The organism is Paraburkholderia sp. BR10923, assembly GCF_040948765.1.
Taxonomy (GTDB): Bacteria; Pseudomonadota; Gammaproteobacteria; order Burkholderiales; family Burkholderiaceae; genus Paraburkholderia; species Paraburkholderia youngii.
Window position 1 is genome coordinate 312,790 of sequence record NZ_JBFPKO010000007.1, and the last position, 22,966, is coordinate 335,755.

Below are 22,966 nucleotides of genomic sequence, written 5' to 3' on the forward strand. Positions count from 1 at the left end.
ACGCTGGCGGTGCGGTGTCGGTCACCCGAACGAGCGCCCTTCCGTACGGCCATAACGGATGTAGTGTTCCGCGCCAGAGCTGATGTGCTTTTGCGCAACGGCTTCTGCTACGTCGGGGTTGCGCTGAAGATATTGCGCCTCGTCGAAATGCGGAATGTGAGCGGCATAAAGCAGAATCGACGGGCCGGCCGGATGTCGATCGCGATCGTCCATGCCGACGACCACGGTCATACCCAGCGCGTCGAGGACCGCCATCAGGCTTTCGCGGGTCATCCAGTTGACTTGCGGAGCACTCCCGCCGATGAATTTTGCGTTGTTGATGCTGTCGAGATAACTGTGTCGGTGCAGATGGACTTCGCGTCCGCGAAACTCCGAGATGGTCGGCGTCGGATCGAAGTGCGTCCGCAAGTTCGTATTCGTGCGCACGACTTCGGCGTCGTAATAGTGCGTCCAGATGCAGATCGAGTCCGACGCATACGCCATATCTTCCAGTAGTGATACCGGATCGGTCATGTGATAGAGCACGCCGCTCGCAAGAATCAGATCGAATCGCTGATCGCGCTTTTTCAGCAATTCTCTGAAATCGCCATACATGAATTCGGCATTGAACTTCAATGCATTCTGCACGAGCAGGCATTTCAGAAAGGACTTCGAATTCGCCTCGATTGCAAGGACACGTGAAGCGCCGGCTTTGGCCATCATGAACGTATGGCCGCCTTCCATCGGGCCGAGTTCGAGCACGCTTTTTCCGGAAAAGCCGCCGCACATCGTCTCGAACCAGTGAAGACGCCCATCGTCGAAATGGGGCGCCATACCTAAACCATAGCCCGGCACATCGGACACCCACGTGCCATCGAAAAGATTGAAAGCCAAAGTGTGGCCCGGCTCTTCCGTTGCATATAGATCCAGTTCAGTTCCTTTCAATTTGGCGCCTCGATCGGTCGTCAAGTTTGCCGATTATGGCACGCTCAGGCGATAAATCACGCAAACCTTGCATTCGCGCGCCGCACGTCACGCAAGCGGGTGTCAAATCGAACGCGCGTCCGCATTAATGGACATGATTTGACATCGGTCGGGATCGCCGCGCGCGCTTCGCACTGCGTATATTTATGCTTCATGGATCGATGTGAACTGCCGGTCTGTTTGCGGCTATGATTGTGCCCCGTGGGCAGCCGTCCGGCAGGCGGCACTCCGGCCCACTCCCACCGGCCAGCGACACCGCCTGACACTCGAACTCCCGGAGGGCATCGAATGGTATTGGCGTGGCTCGTCCTACTTCCATTCATGGCCGCGGCGCTCATCGCGCTCACGAGGCGGCGCGCCGCCGCGCTCAGCACCTGGATCGCGTTCGCGACGGCGCTGTTCGGCTGCGCTCTGCTGCTCACCGAACGCGTGGGCATGGCCGACCGCGACGTGCTGCAATGGCGCCATCAGTGGGTGCCCGACATCGGCCTCGCGCTGTCGCTGCGTCTCGACGGCCTGTCGTTCATGTTCGCGTTGCTCGTACTTGCGATCGGCCTGCTGATCTTCATTTACGCCAGCTACTACCTCGCCGGCAGCGATACGTTGCCGCGTCTGTACCTGCAGCTTCTACTCTTCATGGGCGCGATGCTCGGCATCGTGCTGTCGAACAACCTGCTGCTGCTCGTCATCTTCTGGGAACTGACGAGCCTCGTGTCGTTCCTGCTGATCGGCTTCTGGCCATCGCGGCCCGACGCGAGGCGCGGCGCGCGCATGGCGCTCACCATCACCGGCGCGGGCGGACTCGCGCTGCTTGCGGCGGTGCTGCTGCTCGGCCACGTATGCGGCAGCTATGAGCTGAACGACGTGCTCCCCCAGCTTGCCAAGGTCCAGCACGATCCGCGCTATCCGGCGATTCTGCTGCTCACGCTATTCGCGGCGTTCACGAAGTCCGCGCAGTTTCCTTTCCACTTCTGGCTGCCGCACGCGATGTCGGCGCCCACGCCCGTGTCGGCCTATCTGCATTCGGCGACGATGGTGAAGGCCGGCGTGTTCCTGCTCGCGCGTCTCTATCCGGTCTTCGAAGGCACCCACCTGTGGGCGTACACGGCGACGGTGGCCGGACTCGTCACGCTCGTCGGCGGCGCGGGGATGGCGTTGATCCAGCGCGATCTGAAGGGCCTGCTCGCCTATTCGACCATCAGCCATCTCGGCCTGATCGTGCTCCTGTTCGGTCTCGACACTCAACTGTCGACGGTCGCCGCGCTTTTTCACACGGTCAACCACGCGGTGTTCAAGGCGTCGCTCTTCATGGCGGCGGGCATCGTCGATCACGAAACGGGCACGCGCGATCTGGGCCGTCTGCGCGGCCTGCGCAGGTACATGCCGCATACGGCCTTGCTCGCGAGCGTGGCGTCGCTGTCGATGGCCGGCGTGCCGCTGCTCAACGGCTTTCTGTCGAAGGAAATGTTCTTCGGCGAAACGCTCGCGCAAAGCATGTTCGGGCCGCTGAACCTCGCCGTGCCGGTCATCGCGATCGCGGCGGCGGCGCTCTCCGTGGCGTACTCGCTGCGTTTCGTCTGGGGCGTGTTCTTCGACGGCGAGACGCCGCGCGACCTGCCGCACTATCCGCCGCACGAGGCGCCGCGCTTCATGAGGCTGCCGGTCGAGATCCTGGTGGCGCTGTGCCTGCTGATCGGCCTGTTCCCGCAGCAAAGCATCGGCAGGCTGCTCGAGTCGGCCGCGTGGATCACGCTCGGCGGAAAGCTGCCCGACTACAGCCTGAGCCTGTGGCACGGCGTCAACACACCACTCGTGATGAGCGTGGTGTCGTTCGCGGCGGGCGCGACGCTCTTTTTCCTGCGCCGCAATACGTTCCGCCACCGTCGCACGGCGCTCACCGAGTTGAACGCGAGCGAGATCTTCGACCGCTTCGTGCAGCGTCTCGAACAGAGCGCCGGCGTGATCGTGCGCGTGTTCGAGACGCGCTCGCTGCCGGCCTACCTCGCATGGCTGATCGCGGCGATGCTGATCGTGCCGGGCGTGCCGCTCGTCGCGCTCGACACGTGGAGCGGCAATTACACGCGCCTGCCACCCGATCCGTTCACGCTTGCCGGCCTCGTGCTGATGGCGTTGCTCGCCGTCGGCGTAGTGCTGGTGCGTGCGCGCACGCTTTACGCACTCGTGATGCTGAGCACCTGCGGGCTGCTCGTGTCGCTTGCCTTCGTGCGCTTCTCCGCGCCCGATCTCGCGCTCACGCAGATCTCCGTCGAAGTGGTCACGATCCTGCTGCTCGTGCTGGCCGTCTATTTCCTGCCCGCGCTGCAACGCGCCGTCGAGCCGATCCCGGTCCGGCTGCGCAACGGCGTGCTGGCGCTCGCGGGCGGCGCATTGCTCGGCGCCGTGTCGTACAGGATCATGACGAGCGCGCCGCTGGCTGGCATCGCACCGTACTTCCTCGCCAACGCGCTGCCCGGCAGCGGCGGCCACAACGTCGTCAACGTGATCCTCGTGGATTTCCGCGGCTTCGATACGATGGTCGAAATCAGTGTGCTCGTGGTCGCAGGGCTCGCCGTCAAGGCGCTGCTGCGCGGGCTGCGCCTGAAGTCGCCCGAGGCGGGGCCGGACGGCCGGCCGTGGTCGTCGCAATCGCATCCGCTGATGCTGGCGATCCTCGCTCGACTGATGCTGCCGCTTACCGTGCTCGTCGCCGTGTTCGTGTTCCTGCGCGGCCACAACCTGCCAGGCGGCGGCTTCATCGCGTCGCTGATCGTCTCGATCGCGCTATTGCTGCAGTACGTCGCGAGCGGGGTGCTGTGGACGGAGTCGCGCATCCACCTGAACTACCGCGCGCTCGCGGGCCTCGGCATTCTGATCGCCGCGGCCACCGGGCTCGGCAGCCTCGCGTTCGGGCAGCCGTTTTTGACGAGCGCCTTCGGGCATCTGCACGTGCCGCTGATCGGCGAAATCGAACTGTCCACGGCGATGCTGTTCGATCTCGGCGTGATGGGCGCGGTGGTCGGCACGACGCTCACGATCGTTTCGCACCTCGGCGTGCGCGACAAGGACATGCAGTCCGTGGAGAAAAGCTGATGGAAGCCGCTTTTGCCGTCGCGATCGGCGTGCTTTCCGCGTGCGGCATCTACCTGCTGCTGTGTGCGCGCGTGTTGCCGGTGATTCTCGGCATCACGCTGTTCTCCTATGCGATCAACCTGTTCCTGCTCGGCATGGGCCGGCTCGCGATCGGCAAACCAGCGGTCATCACGGCGGGGGCGCAATACGTCGATCCGGTGCCGCAGGCGCTCGTGCTGACGGCCATCGTGATCGGCTTCGCGATGACGGCCTTCACCGTGGTGCTCGCGTTGCGCTCGTTCGCGAGCACGGGCAACGATCACGTCGATGACGAGGAGACGCGCGGCGAATGAACCACGTCCTCCTGCTCCCGATCCTGATTCCGCTGTTTTCCGCTGGCGTGATCGTCGCGCTGCCGCTGCGCGTTCAGCGCCTGCAGCGTGCGCTGAACGCGCTCGCCATCATCTCGCTGCTGCCCGTCGCGTGCCTGCTGATGGCGCGCGCCGCGCAAGGCGAGATCGCCAGCTACGCGCTCGGCGCATGGCCCGCACCGTTCGGCATCGTGCTGGAACTCGACCGGCTCGGCGCGCTGATGCTGGTGCTAACCGCCGTGCTCGCGGTCTGCTGCCTGCTCGGCACATCGAGCGAGGACGCGAGGCGCGGCCGCTATTTCCGCGCGCTGTTCCAGTTCGAGCTGATGGGTCTGAACGGTGCCTTCCTCGCGGGCGATCTCTTCAACCTGTTCGTGTTCTTCGAGCTGCTGCTGATCGCGTCGTACGCGCTGCTGCTGCATGGTGGCGGCGCGCGACGGGTGCGCAACGGACTGCACTATCTGTTGCTGAACCTGGTCGGCTCGTCGTTCTTTCTTGTCGCGATCGGCGTGCTCTACGGCGTCACGGGCACGCTGAACATGGTCGACATGGGTGAACGTCTGGCGCGGCTCGACCCCGACACGCTGCCACTCGCGCAGTTCGCGGGCGCGACGCTGATGCTGGTGTTCGGCCTGAAGGCCGCCGTGTTTCCGATGTCGTTCTGGTTGCCGCAGGCCTACCGCAGCGCCATCGGCCCGGTGGCCGCGCTGTTCGCGATCATGACCAAGGTCGGCATCTACGCGATGCTGCGCTGCGACGCGCTCGTATTCGGCGCAGCGGGCGGCGTGCTCGATGCGTTCATGCATCAGTGGGCATGGTGGCTCGCGATCGCGACGATCGGGTTCGGCGCGCTGGGTGCGCTGGCGGTGTCGAGTCTCAAGACCACGACGGGCTATCTCGTGCTGGTTTCGGTGGGGCTGCTGATCGCGGCGATCGCGCAACAGACGCCGCTTGCATGGAGCGCGCTGCTCTACTACCTGATCAGCACGACGCTCTGCACAGGCGCGCTGTTCCTGCTCGCCGACACGCTCGAACCCGAGCAGGCTTCGACAGCGCACGCCATCCAGCCAGCCGTTTCCGCAGATGCCGATGCCGATACCAATGCGATCGAGCCCGGCTCCCTCGAAGCGCTCGACGACGCGGCCGCGGCGGTCTTCTCGCCCGACCCCGACGGCGAGGCGGTGGCGACGCGGGCGCGCGTGCAGCCGCTGCTGGTCGAAACGGCCGGCGCGCTCGCCGCGCTAGCCGCAGAACCGGCTCGCGCCGAAGCCGAAGCTCCGCCCGACGCGGCCTCGCGCACGCGTGCACCGTGGCCGTCGAACCTTGCCGCGCTGCTCTATCTGATCGCCGCGGTGGGTGCCGCTGGCTTGCCGCCGCTGTCGGGTTTCCTCGGCAAGGCGATGGTGCTGGCCGCGACGCCGACCGGCGCGGCAGGCGTGCTGTGGCCGGCCGTACTGTTGTCGAGCCTGCTGTCGATCGTCGCGCTGAGCCGCACGGGCACACGCCTGTTGTGGGCCGCGCCGGCCGCGCGCGCCGCCGCGGGCGAAGAGGAGCGCGCGCCGCGCGGCAGCAATGCGAAGCTCGCCGCTTGCGCGGTCCTGCTCGGCTGCGTCGCGGCCATCACGCTCGGCGCGGGCGCGGTGCGGCACTATCTCACCGATACCGCCGCGCAGCTATTCGATCGCGCAGCCTATGTGCACGCGATCCTGCCCGCGCCGCGACCTTCGCCACCGGCGGCCGCCGCGACCGCGGCCGACGCTCAGGGGAACTGACGATGCTGAAAAGGCTCTTCCCCCACCCGTGGCTCACCGTGTTGCTGATCATCTGCTGGGTGCTGCTGATGAACGACGTCTCGCCGGGCAATCTGCTGCTCGGCGCCGTGCTCGGCTGCGTGATCTCCTTTCGCGTCGCCGAAGGCTTGTGGCTGCGGCCGATGCACTTCGGCCGGCCGCGGCTGCTCGTGCGTCTCGCCTGGCATGTGTTGGTCGACATCATCGTGGCCAACGTCGAGGTCGCACTGCTCGTGCTCGGCCCGACCAGCCGGCTGCGCCCGGCGTTCATCGAAGTGCCGCTCGACAGCACCCACGAAATCGCGCTCACGGTGCTCATCAGCGTGGTCTCGCTGAGCCCCGGCACGCTGTGCGCCGAACTCAGCGACGACCGCACGCGCCTCACCGTGCACGTGCTCGACCTCGACGACGAAGCGGCGCTCATCGCGCTGATCAAGTCCCGTTATGAAGCCCCTTTGATGGAGATCTTCGCATGCTAGCCATCGTGATTCCGATCTCGCTCGCGATCCTCGGCATCGCGTTCCTGCTCACGCTGTGGCGCCTCGTGCGCGGTCCGTCGCTGCCCGATCGCATCGTCGCGCTCGACACGCTGAACATCAATGCGATCGCGTTGATCGTCGTGTACGGCATCAGCCTGCGCTCGACGGTTCTCTTCGAGGTGGCGTTGCTGATCGCGGTGATGGGTTTCGTGGGCACCGTCGCGCTCACCAAGTACCTGCAGCGCGGCGACATCATCGAACTCAACTAGCGTGAGGTATGCCGATGGAAACCTTTGTCGAAGCGATCGTTTGTTTGCTGTTGCTCGTCGGCAGTCTGTTTACGCTGATCGGGGCGGTCGGGCTCGCGCGACTGCCTGACTTCTTCATGCGGCTGCACGGTCCGACCAAGTCGACCACGCTCGGTGTGGGCGGCATCGTGCTCGCGTCGGTGGTGTATTTCAGCGCGCATAACAACTTCGCGAGCCTGCACGAGTTGCTGATTCCGGCGTTCCTGTTTCTTACCGCGCCGATCAGTGCACATATGCTGGCCAAGGCTGGGACCCAGCAGGGGGTGCCGCTGTGGCGGGCGACGCGGGGGCGTCCACCTGCCACGGGGGCGAGTGCGAACCGGGGGGATACGGGGGACCTGCGTGAGAACGACGAGAGGTGAGGCTTGCCGGGCGTCGCGCTTCTCGTGACGATCCGCGCGACATCAGTTGCCAGCATGCCACGGGCAGGCTACCGCCACCGACGCCCTTCCCGACATCCGTATTCGAGGAAGTGCGCCGCGGGATCTGCATTGGCTGCCGCGACGTCGGGATTGAGTTGCAGGTACACCGCGGGATCGAAGTCCGCTGGAAGTTTCGGCCTCGCGTAAGGCTCGAACGCATCAGGCATGCTGCGTTCGATCACGGCATGCTCGACCTCGACTCCAGAATAAATATTGGGCTGTACGAAACCCGTGCTGGCATCCTTGATCTGTCGGTAGTGGGTCTGACCGAACGCCGGGTCAGATACCACAGGGGTGTAGTACACGCAGTTTTCGAAGTAATAGTGCGTGACCTGACTCCAACGGGTGCGGGTTGGATCGGATTGCTTCGAGCCGCCATGCAGCAGGTTCGAAGCCCAAATCAGTGCTTGCCCCTTCCTGGCGTGGAACGTTACCGGCGCGATTCCCGCTTTGCTGATCAACTGCTTCCAGAGGTTCAGGTATTGAGCGTAGTGGGCCGTCGGCTTGTGCTGCGTCGCCGAGCAGACGCCCATATGCTCGTTCACATAGGTCGGAAACTTGTGACTGCCCGGATAGTATTCGAGCGCGCCATTGGTGCCGTCCACGTCCTCGAGGGCGACCCATACGCCGCACATGAAGCGCTCGGGAACGCACGAAAAGTGTATGGCGTCGTTGTGGATAGCCTGCTGGGTTCCGACAGGAAAGTTCAAGGTCTGAAATGGGATGGCGCGGCGCCCGTAGAGCTGGAAAAGAAGATGAAGAATCTGGGGATTGGAGGCCAGCGATCTCACGTCCGCGTCGCTCTCCCACGCGTCCTGCACTCTCATACCGTCATTTTTATACCAGAGCTCGTCGCGCCAGTGGTCGAAATCAAACCTTCCATGAAATTTCGATTTGATTCGCTCCGCGCGAGCGTCGAACTCGGCATCTGGAAAATCGATAATCGCGAAGCCATTGTCCCGCAGCTGTCTGGCCACACGTAAAACGTTTTCAGATGCCTCCTTCTGGGCGAATAGCTCGTCGAAGAACGGTGATTCGACATCGGGGACGCCTGGCAACGGATCCACGAACGAAGTATTCATGTTGGGTATCGGCAATGTTTATGTTGCGAATGACCACCGACGCAGTCTAGCACGTTGGTTTTGCCGCACCACCCTTCCCTTGTCGTCACTATGCGCAGCGCCGCTCGCGACCGGGCCATCACGCTCGTCAATCGCTAAGCATCGGCAAACGCATGTGTTTGACTCGGCGGTCGCGCCACGCGATAAGCGTTAGGCGATTCGCCAAACTCCTTTCTGAACTCGCGGCCAAGGTGAGAAGCGTCCGAAAAGCCGCACGAGGAAGCAATGTCAGCGACCGTGCGGTCCGAACTGGTAAGCAGCCACGATGCCATTCGTATCCGAATCTGTCGTGCATACGCCTGGGGCGACTTGCCAGTCTGCACTGTAAACAGACGTTCGATCTGACGGACCGACATCTCGAGACGTCGCGCCAGTTCAGCCATGCAAAGCGGCTGCCCGATGTGCTGCTCCATCAGCAGGATTGCGCGCCTTACTTTGGGATGCGTCGCCGGTTCGAGCCCCGGTGGGTATGGCTGGGGGGCGTTTCCCTTTTGTGCATCGTCGACGAGCATGATACGCAGCGCCTTTTGTACGATCGTCGCCTCAAAATGTCGCAGCAAAATAGCTGCGGCAACGTCGATGGAAGCGCGCCCGCCCGAGCACGTAATGCGACGTCGGTCGATGACGAAGAGCCGGTCGGCAACGAGATTGCGCTCGTCCACGCCAGGAAAACGCTCGACGAAGTCCCAATAGTGAAACCAGCTCACACACATCCGATATCCGTCCATGACCTCGGCGCGCATCAACGCAAACACCCCGGTGCAGATTCCGACCAGCGTCGCTGATGTTGCCGCTGCATCATGAATGAACTGAATCGTGGCTTTGCTTGCGGGCGGTCCCGAGTGCAACAATCCACCGACGACCACGACGTAATCGAAGGACCCCGCCTCATCGAAAGTCGTCCACGGCGTTACCTGAATTCCGCAGCTTGCTCTGACTGGAACCAGCGACTCCCCGACGATGGTCCACGAACAGCGAACGTGTCTGCTCATGTCGCTTTCATCGCTTGCCAACCTGAGCACATCCACGAACCCGGAAAATGCGGTTAACGTGAAGTTGGGCAGCAGCACGATTCCAAAGCGAAGTGGCCGCGTGGCACTGGCTTTGGGGCTGATTGGATCGTTAAACATGAACTGCCTGCATTAATGCTTGCTGAGTTGGCCGCGATCATCATGCAATGACGTTCGCACGTTCCGCGACCGAGATCCGCACGCCTTATTTCGTCGTTTCGGCCTCGACACCTCGCCATTCGCGCATCATTGCGCCCACTTCCTCCCCGAGCCATGCGCGGAACTGAAGGTATTCCGGACGAAGTTTTGCGTTCTTGTGCGTGATCAAGTAATGATGCCGGTCGTGAAATTCGAGCGCGTTTTGTACCGGACGAACCAGTATCCCTTGCTCGACCTGGCGGTGAACGAGGTGATGCCAGCCAAGCAGGGTGCCCTCGCCAGCTTCAGCTTGCGATACCAAAAGTCGATAATCGTTGCTTTCCAGGCGTTCGTTCTCGACCAGTTTGTCCGGACCATCACCTTCCTGAAACCAGTTTCGCCACACGGACCAGTCGACGTGTTCGCAAATCTGGGCTCGCCCCAACAACGAAAGATTGAGCGTGGCGTGCGACAGAAGGTCCAGCGGTTTAACGTACCTGCCTTGAAAATGACGCTCGTAAAACGACTGGCTGCAGACCGGATACACGACATCATGAAAGAGCGGCTCGGTTTCGTATTCCGGTTCGCGTGGCGGATTCTTGGTGATGATGATGTCCGGTTCCATCAGATCATCGAGTTCCATGAAGTGCTCCGTCACCATCACGTGCAACCGGATGTCCGGAAAGCGCTTGCGGAACGAGGGCAGCCTGAACGACAGCCATAGCGCCGAGAAAGTGTGCGAAACGCACAGCGTCAGCGCATGTTTGTCGGTCCGGCGTACCGCCTGTGCCGCCTCGGCGATGTTCATGATGGACAGATAGGACGCGTTGTACAGAATGCGCCCCGCGTCGGTGAGCGCGATGTGCCTTCCCGTGCGCTCGAACAGCGCAACTTCGAGCGAGTCTTCGAGTTCCTTGATTTGTCTGCTGATTGCCGCCTGCGTAACACACAGCACCTCGGCTGCCTGTGTGAAGCTTTCGTATCGAGCGGCCGTGACGAAGCATTTGAGCGCCCGTAAAGACGGCATCTGAGTGAGCAATCGGTCGGCAAACACCTGTTTCTTTTGCATGGCTATCACCCTGTGAAACGGAAGCGCCCGTGCGGCCGGAAGATAGCGCCGCAAACGCCGCGCACTGCCCCTGACAGTGCGTCGAACCCACGTCCGAGCCAAAGCGCTCTCGCGCAGAAATGGTTTGTGAGTCTTCGGGTTAGCTGACCAGGACAGGCAGCCAATGTCAGCCGCCCCATCTGTCTATATTACGCTTCGCGGCTGCCTGCTATGCGTGCCCCTGGATTCGCCTCAGCGCCCCATCAAGTGCGTCCTTGTACAGGTCGCATGCCCCTCGACGGCTGAGTTCGCTGTGCATCTGCTCATTGATGCCGCCCGGTGTCATGCTTTGCGCGACCATCGCTGAGAACGGTTGTTTCGTCTGGACGGATTCAATCCAGCTTCAGCCAGGTGGTCTTCAGCTCGCAATACTGGTCGTGCGCATAAACGGACTTGTCACGACCGCCGAAGCCGGATTGCTTGAAGCCGCCGAATGGCGTCGACAGGTCGCCTTCGCCGAAGCAGTTCACCGTCACCGTGCCCGCGCGGATACGAGCGGCAATCTTGTGCGCGTGATTGACGTTGTCGGTCCACAGCGATGCGGCCAGTCCGTAGCACGTATCGTTGGCAATCCGCACCGCTTCGTCGACATCAGCGTACTCGATAAAGCAGACGACAGGACCAAAGACCTCTTCACGTGCGATGCTCATCTCCGGCGTGACGTTATCGAAGATGGTCGGCTCGACAAACCATCCGCCCGTGCCAGTGCGAGTGGCCTTGCCGCCACAAACCAGGCGCGCCCCTTCCGACTTCGCCTTCTCGATGTGCGCGAGCACTTTTTCATAGTGCTTTTCTTCAATCAGAGAGCCGAGCTTCACCTCGGGGTCGAGCGGGTCGCCCGTCTTCCATCCTTCGAGAACGGCCTGTACCTTTTCGAGCAACTGCGCCTTGGTGGCAGACGGAACGAGAATCCGCGAGCCCGCGCTGCAGTTCTCGCCCATGTTCCAGAACGCGGCGGCCACCGCCTGCTCAGCAACAGCATCGAGATTCGCGACGTCGGGAAGCACCACTTGCGGGTTCTTGCCACCGCATTCCAGCACGACCCGCTTAAGGTTGGTGTCGGCGGAATAGTGAAGGAATCGCTTTCCCGTTTCCGTCGAGCCGGTAAACGCAACGAGGTCGACGTCGGCATGTCGGCCCAATGCCTCGCCTGCGCTTTCGCCGAAGCCGGTAACGACGCTAAACACACCCGCGGGCACGCCGGCTTGCAACGCCAGGTCCGCGATGCGCAACGTGGATAGAGACGTCTGCTCCGCGGGTTTCACGATGACGCTGTTGCCGACCGAAAGCGCCGGACCAATTTTCCACGCGAGCATCAGCGCCGGGAAATTCCACGGCAACACTGCGCCCACGACACCAATCGGTTCACGGGTAATCATGCTCACGACGCTCGCGCCCGACGGCGACAGCGCGTCGTATCGCTTGTCGGTGACTTCCGCGTGCCAGCGGATGCATGCCGCCGACTCCGGAATGTCCAGTCCCATGCACTCGCCGATTGGCTTGCCGGCCTCGAGCGCCTCCAGAAGCGCCAGCTCTTCGGCGTTTTCCTCAATCAGTTGCGCGAGACGCAGAAGCACTGCTTTTCGCTCTGCGGGTGCTGCCTTTGACCACACTCCGGACTCGAACGCATCCCTCGCCGCGACGACTGCCCGGTCGATATCTTTCGATTCGCACTTCGCAATCCCGGCCAGTACTTTTCCCGTCGATGGATTCAGGGTCTGGAATGTCTCGTTCGATGCCGCCGGACATCGTTGCCCGCCGATAAACGCTCGTCCGTCCAGCGACAAGTTCTCTGCCCTTTGCTTCCATTCCTGATAGGTCGTCATGTCCTGTCCTCACAGATTTAAAGCTCGGCTCCCGCCGAAAATTCCTTCATCCAGATAGCCGCGGTGACAGCGACGTCGGCAATGGGACGAACCGGCAGCGAGCGCGGATGCGGTTGATTCAATAGCTGGTGAACGAGGTCGTTGTCGTGACCGAGTGCGTATTCGGCGATCAGCTTCCCTGACGCGGAGCCCCTGCTCAGACCCAGACCATTGCACCCGACGGCTTCGAAAACGCCATCGCCACGGCGCCCAAAAAGTGCCCCGTTGTTGACCGACAGACACAGCGGGCCGCCCCAGGTGTACTCGAGCTCAACGTCCTTCAGCATCGGAAAGCGCCGCTCGAACGAGCGTTGATGCAGGTTCTTCGCCTTCGCGAGATCAGCTTCCGACAACTCGAGGCTGGGCCGGAACGCGAAATGATTGCGAACGCAGATGCGGTCGGTAATCAGACGCCGTACAGTCGAACCCATCGGGTCGGCCGGAATCAGTGCCCATGAGCGCGTGCCGCCCAGTTGCCGCACTTCGTCCGGCGTCATCACACGGGTCATCGACGCAAACGTGTATACGGGCAACAGACCGTTCGGATGCCCGCCGAATGTCGCCGCGTAGGCATTGGTGCAACGAATCACGTGCTTCGCCACGATTTTCCCTGCGGCAAAGCTCAAGACTTTGTTCGCCCCCTGGTCCTCGATTCCCTTCACCGCGCTGAGCTCGAAAACCTTCACATTTGCCGGCAGAGTCGCGGCAAGGCCACGCATCAGGGCTGCCGGCTGGACGGTGCTGCATCCTGGCGTGAACAGCGCTCCGTGGTAAAACCCGGTGCCAGTCACCTTCGCGATGGCGGCTTCATCCAGCCATTCAAAGTCTTCCTCGATGCGAGCGAGTCCGTCGGCGAAGTGAGTCAGTGCCGCGTGACCCTTCCTGTTCACCGAAGCATGGAATTTGCCGTCATCTCGCCAGTCGCAGTCGATGCCGTGTTGCTTCACCACCGACCGTACGTAGTCGATACCGTGGCGTTGCAGTCGAATATCCGCCTTGTCCGCCTCAACGCTTCGCGAATAGCTTTCGCTGCTGATGTCATGCGGCAAATCGACGAAGAACCCGGAATTGCGTCCGGCTGTGGTGCGCCCAATACGGTCGGCCTCGACGAGTGCTATCGAGGCGGCGGGCGCCAATTCAGCCAGCCGCCGGGCAGCGCATAGCCCCGTGATTCCACCGCCGATAATCACCCAGTCGAATCGCCGTTCAGACGAGACGGTATCGGCGGGGCGAGGCGGCGGCAGACTTTCCCACCACCCGTTCACCCCATCCGGAGCCGGGAAGCGCGCGAATTCCAGGTTCGAGGCCATGAACGTTACTGCGCGTCGCGCAACAGGGGTTGAACCAGCCTGGAGAACGCGCTGCGCTCGTCTTCCGATAACGTGCCGAGCGGCGCCCGGGCGACACCGACAGGCGTACCTGCCAGCTCACATCCGTATCGAACGTATTGAATAAACTTCCCGCTGCGTTCCAGCAGTTCGAGCACAGGCAGCAGTTGGGCCATCAGCTTGCGGCCGGATTCGAAGTCATTGCGCTTTACGCACGCATCGAACAGCGCGGTGTGAGCTTCCGGCAGGAAGTTGGACGCGCCTCCGACCCAGCTCTTTACGCCCCAAACGAAGAACTCGAGCGCCTGGTCGTCCATGCCGCAGCTCAGCACCAGCCGGTCGCGGAAGTGCGTGGCAAGGTGATGCAAATGCGAAATATCGCCGGTGCTCTCCTTCATCGCGACGAAGTTCGGGCGTTCGAGCAGCTTTTCCAGCACGGCATCGCCAATATCCGTTCCCGTGCGGGCTGGGAAGTTATAAAGCATGATCGGCATGTCGAGACTGTCGTCCACCTTCAGCATGTGGGTCAGCAGTTCTTCCTGCGTCGGCTGGGCGTAGTACGGCGCGGCAAGCAGCAATGCAGGCAGACCTGCGCGCTTCGCTTCCTGCCCGAGGCGAATGACTTCATTCGTCGTAGTCGCGTTGATGCCGGCCGTCAGATACGTTTTGCCGCCTGCTGCTTCGGCTACGGTGTTGAACGTCCGGACACGCTCGTCGAAACTGAGCGCATAGTATTCGCCCGTGGTCCCGCCGACGCCCAGACCCGCGACACGCCCCGCCAGCTTGGCCGCATGCTTGCCGAGCAATTCGTAATTGATTTCGCCGTCCGCCTTGAACGGCGTAACCAGCGGTGTATGTACTCCCTCGAAGCTCATCTTGGTTCTCTCTTCAAATAAGGAATGGCAACGTTTTCCGACGACTTGTCGAAGTCATTTCGCTCTATTGTGGGTTAAACGAGCGCGTCCGCATGTGAGTAAATCGGGAACTGGTTGCAGAGGTCTCGCACGCGGCCGCGCACAGCGCGCTCGACCCGTTCGTCGCCGTCGGGCGCTTGTTCGAGTGCGGCCAAAACCTCCAGAATCATGTGTCCAACCTGCTCGAACTGCTCGGTCCCAAAACCGCGAGTGGTACCTGCAGGTGTGCCAAGCCGGATTCCCGAAGTGACGGTCGGGTTCTCCGTGTCGAATGGAATACCGTTCTTGTTGCAGGTGATGCCCGCACGCTCGAGTGCTTTTTCAGCCTGCGTACCGGTCAGGCGCTTCGAGCGCAAATCCACGAGCAGCAGGTGGTTGTCCGTTCCACCCGTCACGAGGTTCAGGCCACCCGACTTGAGAACGTTGCCAAGCGCATGTGCGTTACGCAACACCCGGTCGATATACGCCGAGAATTCCGGACGAAGCGCTTCGCCGAATGCCACCGCTTTACCCGCGATGACGTGCATTAGCGGGCCACCTTGCAGGCCCGGGAATACGGCCGAATTGATTTTCTTCGCAATGTCGCCGTTGTTCGTCAGGATGAACCCGCCTCGCGGACCGCGAAGCGTCTTGTGGGTAGTCGACGTCACCACATCTGCGAAGCGAATAGGATTCTCGTGCCGGCCGGCTGCAACGATGCCCGCGATGTGCGCCATATCGACCATCAGTAGCGCGCCAACGCTATCGGCAATCTCGCGAAATGCAGCGAAATCCAAAGCGCGTGGATAGGCCGAATAGCCCGCGATAATGAGCTTAGGACGGTGCTCTTGCGCGAGCCGCCGGACCTGCTCGTAGTCGATGCGGTACGTATCCGGGCTTACGCCGTACTGGACAGCGTTGAACCACTTGCCGGAAAGCGCCGGGCGGGCTCCGTGCGTCAGGTGGCCGCCCGCATCGAGCGACATGCCCATCACGGTGTCGCCCGGCCTCACGAGCGCCAACATCACAGCGCCGTTCGCCTGCGCTCCCGAATGAGGCTGCACGTTCGCGTATTCGGCTTCGAACAGGGCTTTGACGCGGTCAATGGCGAGCGCTTCCACCCTATCCACGTGCTCGCAGCCGCCGTAATAGCGCTTCGACGGGTATCCCTCGGCATACTTGTTGGTCAGCACGGTACCCTGCGCTTCCATCACCGCAGCCGAGACGATGTTTTCGGACGCAATCAGCTCGATCTGCGTTTGCTGTCGGCGCAGCTCCAACGCAATTTCTGATGCGATAACCGGGTCGCGGCTCTGGAGGGTTTCAGCAAAAAAGCGTGAGTTCTCGTTCACGTGTTCACTCCGGATCAAATCGTTTGAAGCAAGACTTGCAAGTACGACAGTTGATGCGGGCAATGGCCGAATCGCCGCGAACGAGACGGACTCCACTCGTTCCCGGCGAAATCGCCCTTTACCTACTGCTGCAACCAGTCCTTCAGCTTGTCAGGATGTGCGTCGACGAATTTCTTCGCTGCGCTTGCATAGTCGTTCGTGGCATTGCCTTCGTACTCGATCGATTCGACGTCAGCGAGCGTCAGCTTGAAATGCTTGAAGAAGACATCTGCACGGGGATACCTGGTTGCGAACTGTTTGGACGCGAAGGCGTGAACCTGCTCCTCGCCACCCAAGGTGCCTTTCGGGTCCTTCAGATAACGCATCTGCCACTTCTGGAAAAGCCAGTGGGGACTCCACACCGTGGCAACCACCCATTGCTTCGACTGATAGGCTCGCGAAACGCCAGCGAGCATGCCGGCCTCACTCGACGACTGCAGGTTGTAGCCGTTGAGGTCGTAGCCCTTGATGGTCTTTTCGGACGCCTGCATCAGACCACCGCCCGGCTCAATGCCGTCGATCGTCCCATTCAGCCTGGCCTTGACGTCCGGCTTGTTGAGGTCGGAAATGGACGACAGTTCCGACTCGGGAACGTACGCCGGCACGGCCCAGCCGTTCTTGCCTCCCGTGTAGATGACGCCGACATCATCCATATCGTTCTTGTACCTCGCGTAATAGGCCGCGTGGGTGACCGGCAGCCATCCTCCCACCATGATGTCGAGGTCGCCACGCGCGACGCCCTGATACTGAATGCCGATATCCGCCTGCACAAACTTGACCGGCTGCTGAAGCCTGGTCTCGAGCACGTATTTGGCCACGTTCGCAACGGCCAACACGTCTGCCCAGTTTGTTACTGCCACCTTGATTGGTTCGGCCCCGACGGCTGACCCAGCGCCGACGCTCATGGCAACGACTGCCGATATCGCTACTTTCGCAATAAGCGACTTGAGCAGATGGCTTTTCATATCGCACTCCTACTTGAAGAGAAAATCATTGAAGATTCGATGGACTCGGCTAAACGACGGGCCCGGTACCTAATCTCGATACTGCCTTTGCTGATCGCACCGCACCCGCCGTGCAATCAGCGGCAACGGGTGGTTTCCGTCAGGTGCGAGCCGCGGCGCCTGTGCCGGCTTTTGCTGCTCGCCCGCTGCGTTTTGCTTTCTTCGCCTTCATGCCGAAGCTTTCGGTCAGGCGGTCGAGCACGATGGCAAGCAATACGACTCCGAGGCCACCTTCGAAGCCGATCCCGATGTCGAGCCGTTGAATGCCGCTCAACACATACTCGCCCAAGCCACCGGCGCCAATCATCGATGCGATGACGACCATCGAAAGCGCCATCATGATGGTCTGGTTCACGCCGGCCATGATGGACGGCAGCGCGTTCGGCAACTGGATTTTCCAGAGAAGTTGCATGTCCGTGCTGCCAAAAGAGCGCCCTGCCTCCAGCAACTCTTCCCGCACCTGCCGGATACCCAGCGTGGTGAGACGCACGACGGGCGGCATGGCAAAAACGACAGTGGCAATCACGGCTGGAACACGTCCCAATCCGAACAGGATGACGGCCGGAATCAGATAGACAAAGGCTGGCATCGTCTGCATGAAATCGAGCAGTGAGCGCAAGACCACTTCTACCCTCTTGTTCCTTGCCCCCCAGATGCCCAGTGGCACACCAACGACCAGACTGAAGAATGTTGCGGCAATCACGAGCGCGAGCGTGGAGACGGTTTGAGTCCACAGTCCCATGTAATGGATCGCCGACAGCGCAATGCCCACGAACACCGCAAACACGATGCCGCGCCGCCATAGCGCGAAAGCCACGAAGATGACGAGCATGGCGACGAATGGGATGGCGCCTAGTCCGTCCTCCAACAGCTTGACCACTGCTCCTAGCGCCGCAGAGAATGCGTCGAAGCCGCCCCGGAAATGCTGAAAGAGAAAATTGACGGCGTCTTCCGCAAACTTGCCGATGATTGACGAATTCATGCTGCCCTCCGTTCCATAACCTGCTTCAGTATCGTCCGGCAGGACACCACGCCTGCGAGCTTTCCGGCCGTATCAGTGACGGGTACGTCGTGTTCCTGACTCAATGCGATGGACGCGAGCTCGTGCAAGTCCGCATCGAGTGAAACCGCATTCACATCGCGGAGCAGCGCGTCCCGTACCGGACGCGTACCCGCCTTGTGAAGTGATGCTGGCGTGACACAGCCCTGGTATCGACCTGCCCCGTCGCATACATAGCCGCATTCCATGCCGCTATCGATGAGATGATTGAGGTAACGCTCAGCGGACGTGCCGATGTCGCAAGACAGCAGCCTTCGGTCTACCCCGGTCATCAGCGTGGAAGCCCTGAGAAAGCGGGAGACGTCGACATTGCGGAAGAAGTCCCGCACGTACGCGTCTACAGGCGACTGGATAAGCTCGGCAGGTGTGCCGACCTGAATCAGACAGCCGTCCTTCATGATGCCAATCCGGCCGCCAATCTTGATGGCTTCCTCGATGTCGTGCGAAATGAAGACGATGGTCCGCTGCTCTTCCTTCTGTAGCCGCAGAAGCTCGTTCTGCATTTCGAACCGAATCAGCGGATCGAGTGCCGAGAACGCCTCATCCATCAGAAGCACCGAAGGGTTCACTGCCAGTGCGCGTGCAAGGCCGACGCGCTGCTGCATGCCGCCGGACAATTCGCTGGGAAGCAGCTTTTCGTACGAGCCCAGACCGACTCTCGTCAGCGCGGCACGCGCGATTTCGTACCGTTCGGCCCTCTTCAGACCAGCGACCTCGAGTCCGTACGCGATGTTGTCGAGCACCGTGCGGTTCGGCAGAAGCGCAAACGACTGGAACACCATCGCCATCTTCTTGCGGCGAACTTCGCGCAGTTCCGAGGTGGACATCGGTGCGATGTCACGGCCTTCGAGAACCACCTGGCCGGACGTGGGTTCAATGAGGCGGTTGAGCAGTCGAACCAGCGTCGATTTACCGGAACCCGACAGGCCCATCACCACGAAGATCTCGCCCGCCTTGACGGTGAGACTGACGTTATTGACTGCAACCATGTTGCCGGTCTTTTCGAAAATTTCGTTCCGACCTAGACCTTGCTTCACGAGGTCAGCGGCACGCTCTGGCTTCGGCCCGAAGATTTTCGACAGATTCTTGACCGAAAGAATATCGGTCCCGGAGACTGCGATTGGTTTCGCTGCGGCGGAAGCGTCTTCCGCGTTGATTGCACCGGGATGGACAACGTCTCCTGGTGCGAACGTCAGGTTTTGGGCCATTCTGTCATCTCAACTGGCAGGTTCAAAAAATTGAAGCGCGTGACGTATTGACCTTTGCAGGGCCGCCACTTGCGTGTCTCGCTTCTTTTAGCCGCCTCCGAGCCAGTTTCATCGCAGAAGTGCGAATGCAAGAGCCGAAAGCAAACATCGCAGCGCCATGCAATTGAACGAAACGCTATTTTTCGGGTAGGACGCAGAATAATCATGCGCCGTCATCGCGTTCAATGGTGCCTAATGCATGTATTGCAGAGTAGCGCGTCAAATTGCACTACCCAGCTACATTTTCTGGGTACTTTTCCATACCTTTGGTAATGGGGCGCTTTTGTGTAGTTTTCGCAGAAAAGCGCGACTGCACGTGGAATTCGTTTGAAGTTAAAGCGGGCTTGGGTTTGCGGCTGACCATTGGCGGCAGCAGGAACAATCCGAACATTCGAAGCTTACAAAGCTTGGGACGCCGTATAGGGAATGTCCTAGGTCTATCGGAATCCTGCGTAACTTGCCTATCAAATCGATGGAACGGAACGCGAGCGGAAAAGGCATGACCAGCGAATCGGTGCTGGGCTTCGCCCTGAAGGCTTACCCGAAGGGTCCCCCGAAAAGGGAGGGATTCCAGATCCCCTCAAGCCGGCTACGATGGTTGCGACCTGGGAGGTGTCATGGACAATCTGTTTTTTCGCCGCGTTTTGCTGGTCGAAGACGAGGGGCTAACGCGCTCGGCGATGAAAAGACTGATCCTCAGTTCGGAGCCGGCGCTCGATATCGATGAAGCCGGCAGCTATGACGAGGCCGTCGAACGCTTGCAGCGCGACGCTTATGACCTGATCTTTCTCGACTATCAGCCAGGGCGCCCTTTGCTAGCCGGTTTGCCGCGAAGCCGGAGTGCGAGTGCGATCGGGCCATGATCGTTAGTTGCAGTTTAAGATAAAGACATTGAACGGCGCTGACCGTGGCGATATGCTTCGGATCGCCCATCAGCCACCCTTGCCAACCGACGCACCAGAAGCAAACGACACCATGCGATTGCGACGCATCACTGCACGACGCTCTCCGGCACATGGCATGGGACTGTTCGCGCTACAGCCGATCGCCGCGGGTGAACGGGTCATCGACTACAAGGGAGAAGTGACCAGCTGGCGGCGCGCCGCCGCCCGTCAGCACTCCGAGGCGGGCCACACGTTCGTGTTCGGCCTGTCTGACGGGCGTGTGATCGACGGCAGCCGTGGTGGCAACAGCGCCCGCTTTCTGAATGCCTGCTCCCCCAACTGCGAAGCCATCGAAACGGGCGAGCAGGTGTTCATTCATGCGCTCGCCGCTATCGCACCCGGCCACGAGCTCTTCATCGACTATGGTCTGTCAGTCGACGGCGCGGTCACCGACGACATCCGTGCCAGGTACACCTGTCATTGCGGTTGCTTCGGCATGTCGTCAAACCATGCTGGGCAACCGTGCTGAGTCAGCGTAATCGTAATTCTGCTGACGTACAGACGATCCGATGAGCAATGTTTACGACGTCTCACAGAGACCCAGCGCGCGCCGATATGTTGTGTGCGCAGCTTGTCAGTCAGATCTTGGAGTAATGCAGCCAGTCCAGCGGCGGCTTAGGTTTCCAGCATGGCGTAACACAGGGCTTACGGGACAGCGTGTGCACGACAAGGATTACGAACTTCGCAGGATGCGCTATACCGGTCCTTCCTAGGGTATCTCTGCATGCCTCCCGCATCGTCATGTACACGGTCCGTAACGCAGGGGATTCAGGACGTGCATGACGCGCTGCCGCTCACCCTGCGCAAGTAGTTCAAGCGCGCTGGATCCGCAAATCCCGATCGTGCGGCTTACGAGCCACGGAGCGGCCTCGCCGAGGGCTGCACGGACCGTCCTCGAGGAACGGCAGCCACCAGCTAGATATTCGCTCCCTGGCAGTCGGCACGCAGCGCTTGCACCTTCTCGCGCGCATCGCGGAGCCGCGCGACCAGTTCCGCCGATGCGGGAGCGATCGGCATGCGCGTCTCGGCGCAAATCGGATGGTCGAGAGCGATCATCGCCTTGATCGCGGCCGGGTTTGGAGCGGAAAACAGGAGCCGTGTAATCGGGCTCACATGTGCGAACAGCGCGCGGGCATCTGTCTCGCGGTCGGCGTTCATCAGTGCGAGAACTTCGGTGAGCACGTCCGCGAAGACGTGAGCGCTCGCGAGGACGCCACCGGCGCCCCCCATGCTCAGGCAATCGACGAATGCTTCATCGTTGCCGCACAACAGGCTCACAGACAAGCTGCTGAGTTCGCTAAAGTGGCTTGCCACGCACTCCTTGATGGCGACGACGTTGTCGTGCTCGAGCAGGGCCGCGACTGTGTCGGGCGCAATCGTCACGCCCGTCCGATGGGGCACGTTGTACAGCACGATCGGGCGACTGGTTGCCCGCGCAATCTGATCGAAATGCCATCGCACGCCAGTCTGATCGGGGCAGACGTAAGACGGTGCCGACACGAGGTAGCCCGCGCAGTCCCAGCGGTCGTAGGTATCGATTTCGCGCAGCACTTCGCGCGTGTCCGGGGCGCCGGCGCCCACAAGCACCGGCAGCTTTTTGCCGACAACCCCGAAGAGCGCATCCAGCACCGAGGCACGCTCGGTCTGCGACAGCAAGGCGGCCTCGCCCGTCGTGCCAAGCGCGACGAAGCCGCTGATTTCCGTGCGCAGATACATATCGGCGAGGTATTGCAATGCATCGATGTCAACTCTGCCGCGGCGGAACGGCGTGACGATCGGCAACCAGACTCCCGAGTACATGATCAGCGTGCCCCCTCGTTGCCGACGTGGCGCGAAGCGCGCCCGATCCTCGCTTCCGGCAGCGTCGCAATCAATGTGTGCAACGTGAAGTCGAGGTCGTTGGGCGCGATGTCGAGCTGCACGCTCACTTCGTTGCGAGCCCGCTCGATCGAGGTCACGTAGACGCCGAGCGGCGAGTGCAGAAGTGCCTGCAGTTGCGTGGGCGACCTTTCATCCGACGCGTACACGAAGGACACGGGCAGCAGCACGCGCGAAGGAAACGGGATCACGTTATTGGGTTTAACAGCCGCTACAGCGCGACGGGTGCCTTCATCGGGGATATTGAGCGACAGGGCGGGGGCCATGATATGCGTTTGGAAAGATCCGGGTGGATTCGACACGGTTTCAGCGTAAGGGATAACGAGTAAAGATCGTGAAAAAATCAGGCCATCGCGTGGAAAAAAGTGCGATGGATTCGAGATCGACGGGCGTCGATATCTGAACGTCGCCGACGCTTCCGACGCGGGACTGTCCAATTGGACGCTGATTGCCGCCCTCATCACGCTGACGCGATCGGCTACGTGGCGCGGCAAGCGCGTTCGGTTCCCGATACCTGGCTACGTTTGTACTTTTACTTTGGCTGGTGGTGGAGTGATGGCGATTTTGGCGTCACCCA

General features: G+C 61.3%; 20 protein-coding genes and 1 pseudogene. 8 read left to right on the forward strand and 13 right to left on the reverse strand.

Annotated elements, in window-relative coordinates; all coding sequences use genetic code 11:
* Positions 1-21: 21 nt before the first annotated feature.
* Entirely contained in the window at positions 22-924 is a 903-nt protein-coding gene (locus AB3X94_RS16005; RefSeq protein WP_176109031.1) for a bifunctional 2-polyprenyl-6-hydroxyphenol methylase/3-demethylubiquinol 3-O-methyltransferase UbiG, read from the reverse strand.
* Positions 925-1,251: 327 nt separating this feature from the next.
* On the opposite strand from AB3X94_RS16005, the gene AB3X94_RS16010 reads away from it, so the two are divergent.
* Genes AB3X94_RS16010 through AB3X94_RS16035 form a run of 6 tightly spaced genes read left to right on the forward strand, consistent with a single transcriptional unit; the run spans position 1,252 to position 7,342 of the window.
* A complete protein-coding gene (locus AB3X94_RS16010; protein WP_368612058.1) occupies positions 1,252-4,053 on the forward strand; it encodes a monovalent cation/H+ antiporter subunit A in 2,802 nt (933 codons plus the stop codon).
* Positions 4,053-4,385: a Na+/H+ antiporter subunit C gene (locus AB3X94_RS16015; protein WP_368612059.1), complete on the forward strand. Its 333-nt coding sequence runs from the start codon at positions 4,053-4,055 to the stop codon at positions 4,383-4,385. The genes AB3X94_RS16010 and AB3X94_RS16015 overlap by 1 nt, the downstream gene beginning before the upstream one ends.
* Entirely contained in the window at positions 4,382-6,175 is a 1,794-nt protein-coding gene (locus AB3X94_RS16020) for a monovalent cation/H+ antiporter subunit D (protein WP_368612060.1), read from the forward strand. The genes AB3X94_RS16015 and AB3X94_RS16020 overlap by 4 nt, the downstream gene beginning before the upstream one ends.
* 2 nt (positions 6,176-6,177) lie before the next feature.
* Positions 6,178-6,672: a Na+/H+ antiporter subunit E gene (locus tag AB3X94_RS16025; protein ID WP_176109035.1), complete on the forward strand. Its 495-nt coding sequence runs from the start codon at positions 6,178-6,180 to the stop codon at positions 6,670-6,672.
* The gene (locus AB3X94_RS16030) at positions 6,666-6,941 is read left to right on the forward strand and encodes a K+/H+ antiporter subunit F (RefSeq protein WP_008922284.1); all 276 of its coding nucleotides are present in this window, start codon (positions 6,666-6,668) and stop codon (positions 6,939-6,941) included. The genes AB3X94_RS16025 and AB3X94_RS16030 overlap by 7 nt, the downstream gene beginning before the upstream one ends.
* An 8-nt stretch (positions 6,942-6,949) precedes the next feature.
* Complete coding sequence (locus tag AB3X94_RS16035; protein ID WP_368612061.1) at positions 6,950-7,342, forward strand: Na+/H+ antiporter subunit G; 393 nt, start codon at positions 6,950-6,952, stop codon at positions 7,340-7,342.
* Positions 7,343-7,410: 68 nt separating this feature from the next.
* Here the strand turns inward: AB3X94_RS16035 and AB3X94_RS16040 are convergent, their stop codons facing one another.
* From AB3X94_RS16040 to AB3X94_RS16085, 10 genes are all read right to left on the reverse strand, one after another.
* Complete coding sequence (locus AB3X94_RS16040; protein WP_368612062.1) at positions 7,411-8,484, reverse strand: phytanoyl-CoA dioxygenase family protein; 1,074 nt, start codon at positions 8,482-8,484, stop codon at positions 7,411-7,413.
* 134 nt (positions 8,485-8,618) lie between these two features.
* Positions 8,619-9,653, reverse strand: coding sequence for a GlxA family transcriptional regulator (locus AB3X94_RS16045; protein WP_176109037.1), 1,035 nt, complete (start codon positions 9,651-9,653; stop codon positions 8,619-8,621).
* Between the two features lie 85 nt (positions 9,654-9,738).
* The gene (locus tag AB3X94_RS16050) at positions 9,739-10,740 is read right to left on the reverse strand and encodes a LysR substrate-binding domain-containing protein (protein WP_176110615.1); all 1,002 of its coding nucleotides are present in this window, start codon (positions 10,738-10,740) and stop codon (positions 9,739-9,741) included.
* Between the two features lie 371 nt (positions 10,741-11,111).
* Positions 11,112-12,605: an aldehyde dehydrogenase gene (locus AB3X94_RS16055; protein WP_176109038.1), complete on the reverse strand. Its 1,494-nt coding sequence runs from the start codon at positions 12,603-12,605 to the stop codon at positions 11,112-11,114.
* A 17-nt stretch (positions 12,606-12,622) separates the two neighbouring features.
* Positions 12,623-13,954 (reverse strand): NAD(P)/FAD-dependent oxidoreductase, encoded by a 1,332-nt coding sequence (locus AB3X94_RS16060; protein ID WP_368612063.1) that lies wholly within the window; start codon positions 13,952-13,954, stop codon positions 12,623-12,625.
* A 5-nt stretch (positions 13,955-13,959) separates the two neighbouring features.
* The gene (locus tag AB3X94_RS16065) at positions 13,960-14,847 is read right to left on the reverse strand and encodes a dihydrodipicolinate synthase family protein (protein ID WP_176109040.1); all 888 of its coding nucleotides are present in this window, start codon (positions 14,845-14,847) and stop codon (positions 13,960-13,962) included.
* Positions 14,848-14,921: 74 nt separating this feature from the next.
* Entirely contained in the window at positions 14,922-16,217 is a 1,296-nt protein-coding gene (glyA, locus tag AB3X94_RS16070; RefSeq protein ID WP_368612064.1) for a serine hydroxymethyltransferase, read from the reverse strand.
* A 122-nt stretch (positions 16,218-16,339) separates the two neighbouring features.
* Positions 16,340-17,221 (reverse strand): glycine betaine ABC transporter substrate-binding protein, encoded by an 882-nt coding sequence (locus AB3X94_RS16075; protein ID WP_176109042.1) that lies wholly within the window; start codon positions 17,219-17,221, stop codon positions 16,340-16,342.
* Between the two features lie 139 nt (positions 17,222-17,360).
* On the reverse strand, positions 17,361-18,242 hold the full coding sequence (locus AB3X94_RS16080) for an ABC transporter permease (protein WP_368612065.1): 882 nt from the start codon (positions 18,240-18,242) through the stop codon (positions 17,361-17,363).
* A complete protein-coding gene (locus AB3X94_RS16085) occupies positions 18,239-19,528 on the reverse strand; it encodes a glycine betaine/L-proline ABC transporter ATP-binding protein (RefSeq protein ID WP_368612066.1) in 1,290 nt (429 codons plus the stop codon). Before AB3X94_RS16085 ends, AB3X94_RS16080 begins: the two co-directional genes overlap by 4 nt.
* Positions 19,529-20,184: 656 nt before the next feature.
* On the opposite strand from AB3X94_RS16085, the gene AB3X94_RS16090 reads away from it, so the two are divergent.
* Positions 20,185-20,430 (forward strand): response regulator transcription factor, encoded by a 246-nt coding sequence (locus tag AB3X94_RS16090; protein ID WP_368612067.1) that lies wholly within the window; start codon positions 20,185-20,187, stop codon positions 20,428-20,430.
* 112 nt (positions 20,431-20,542) lie between these two features.
* Positions 20,543-20,990 (forward strand): annotated as a pseudogene (locus AB3X94_RS16095) (SET domain-containing protein).
* A 436-nt stretch (positions 20,991-21,426) separates the two neighbouring features.
* Here the strand turns inward: AB3X94_RS16095 and AB3X94_RS16100 are convergent.
* Together AB3X94_RS16100 and AB3X94_RS16105 are read right to left on the reverse strand one after the other, a co-directional pair.
* Positions 21,427-22,311: a 4-hydroxy-tetrahydrodipicolinate synthase gene (locus AB3X94_RS16100; protein ID WP_176109045.1), complete on the reverse strand. Its 885-nt coding sequence runs from the start codon at positions 22,309-22,311 to the stop codon at positions 21,427-21,429.
* Positions 22,312-22,313: 2 nt separating this feature from the next.
* A complete protein-coding gene (locus AB3X94_RS16105) occupies positions 22,314-22,655 on the reverse strand; it encodes a hypothetical protein (RefSeq protein ID WP_176109046.1) in 342 nt (113 codons plus the stop codon).
* Positions 22,656-22,966 lie beyond the last annotated feature (311 nt).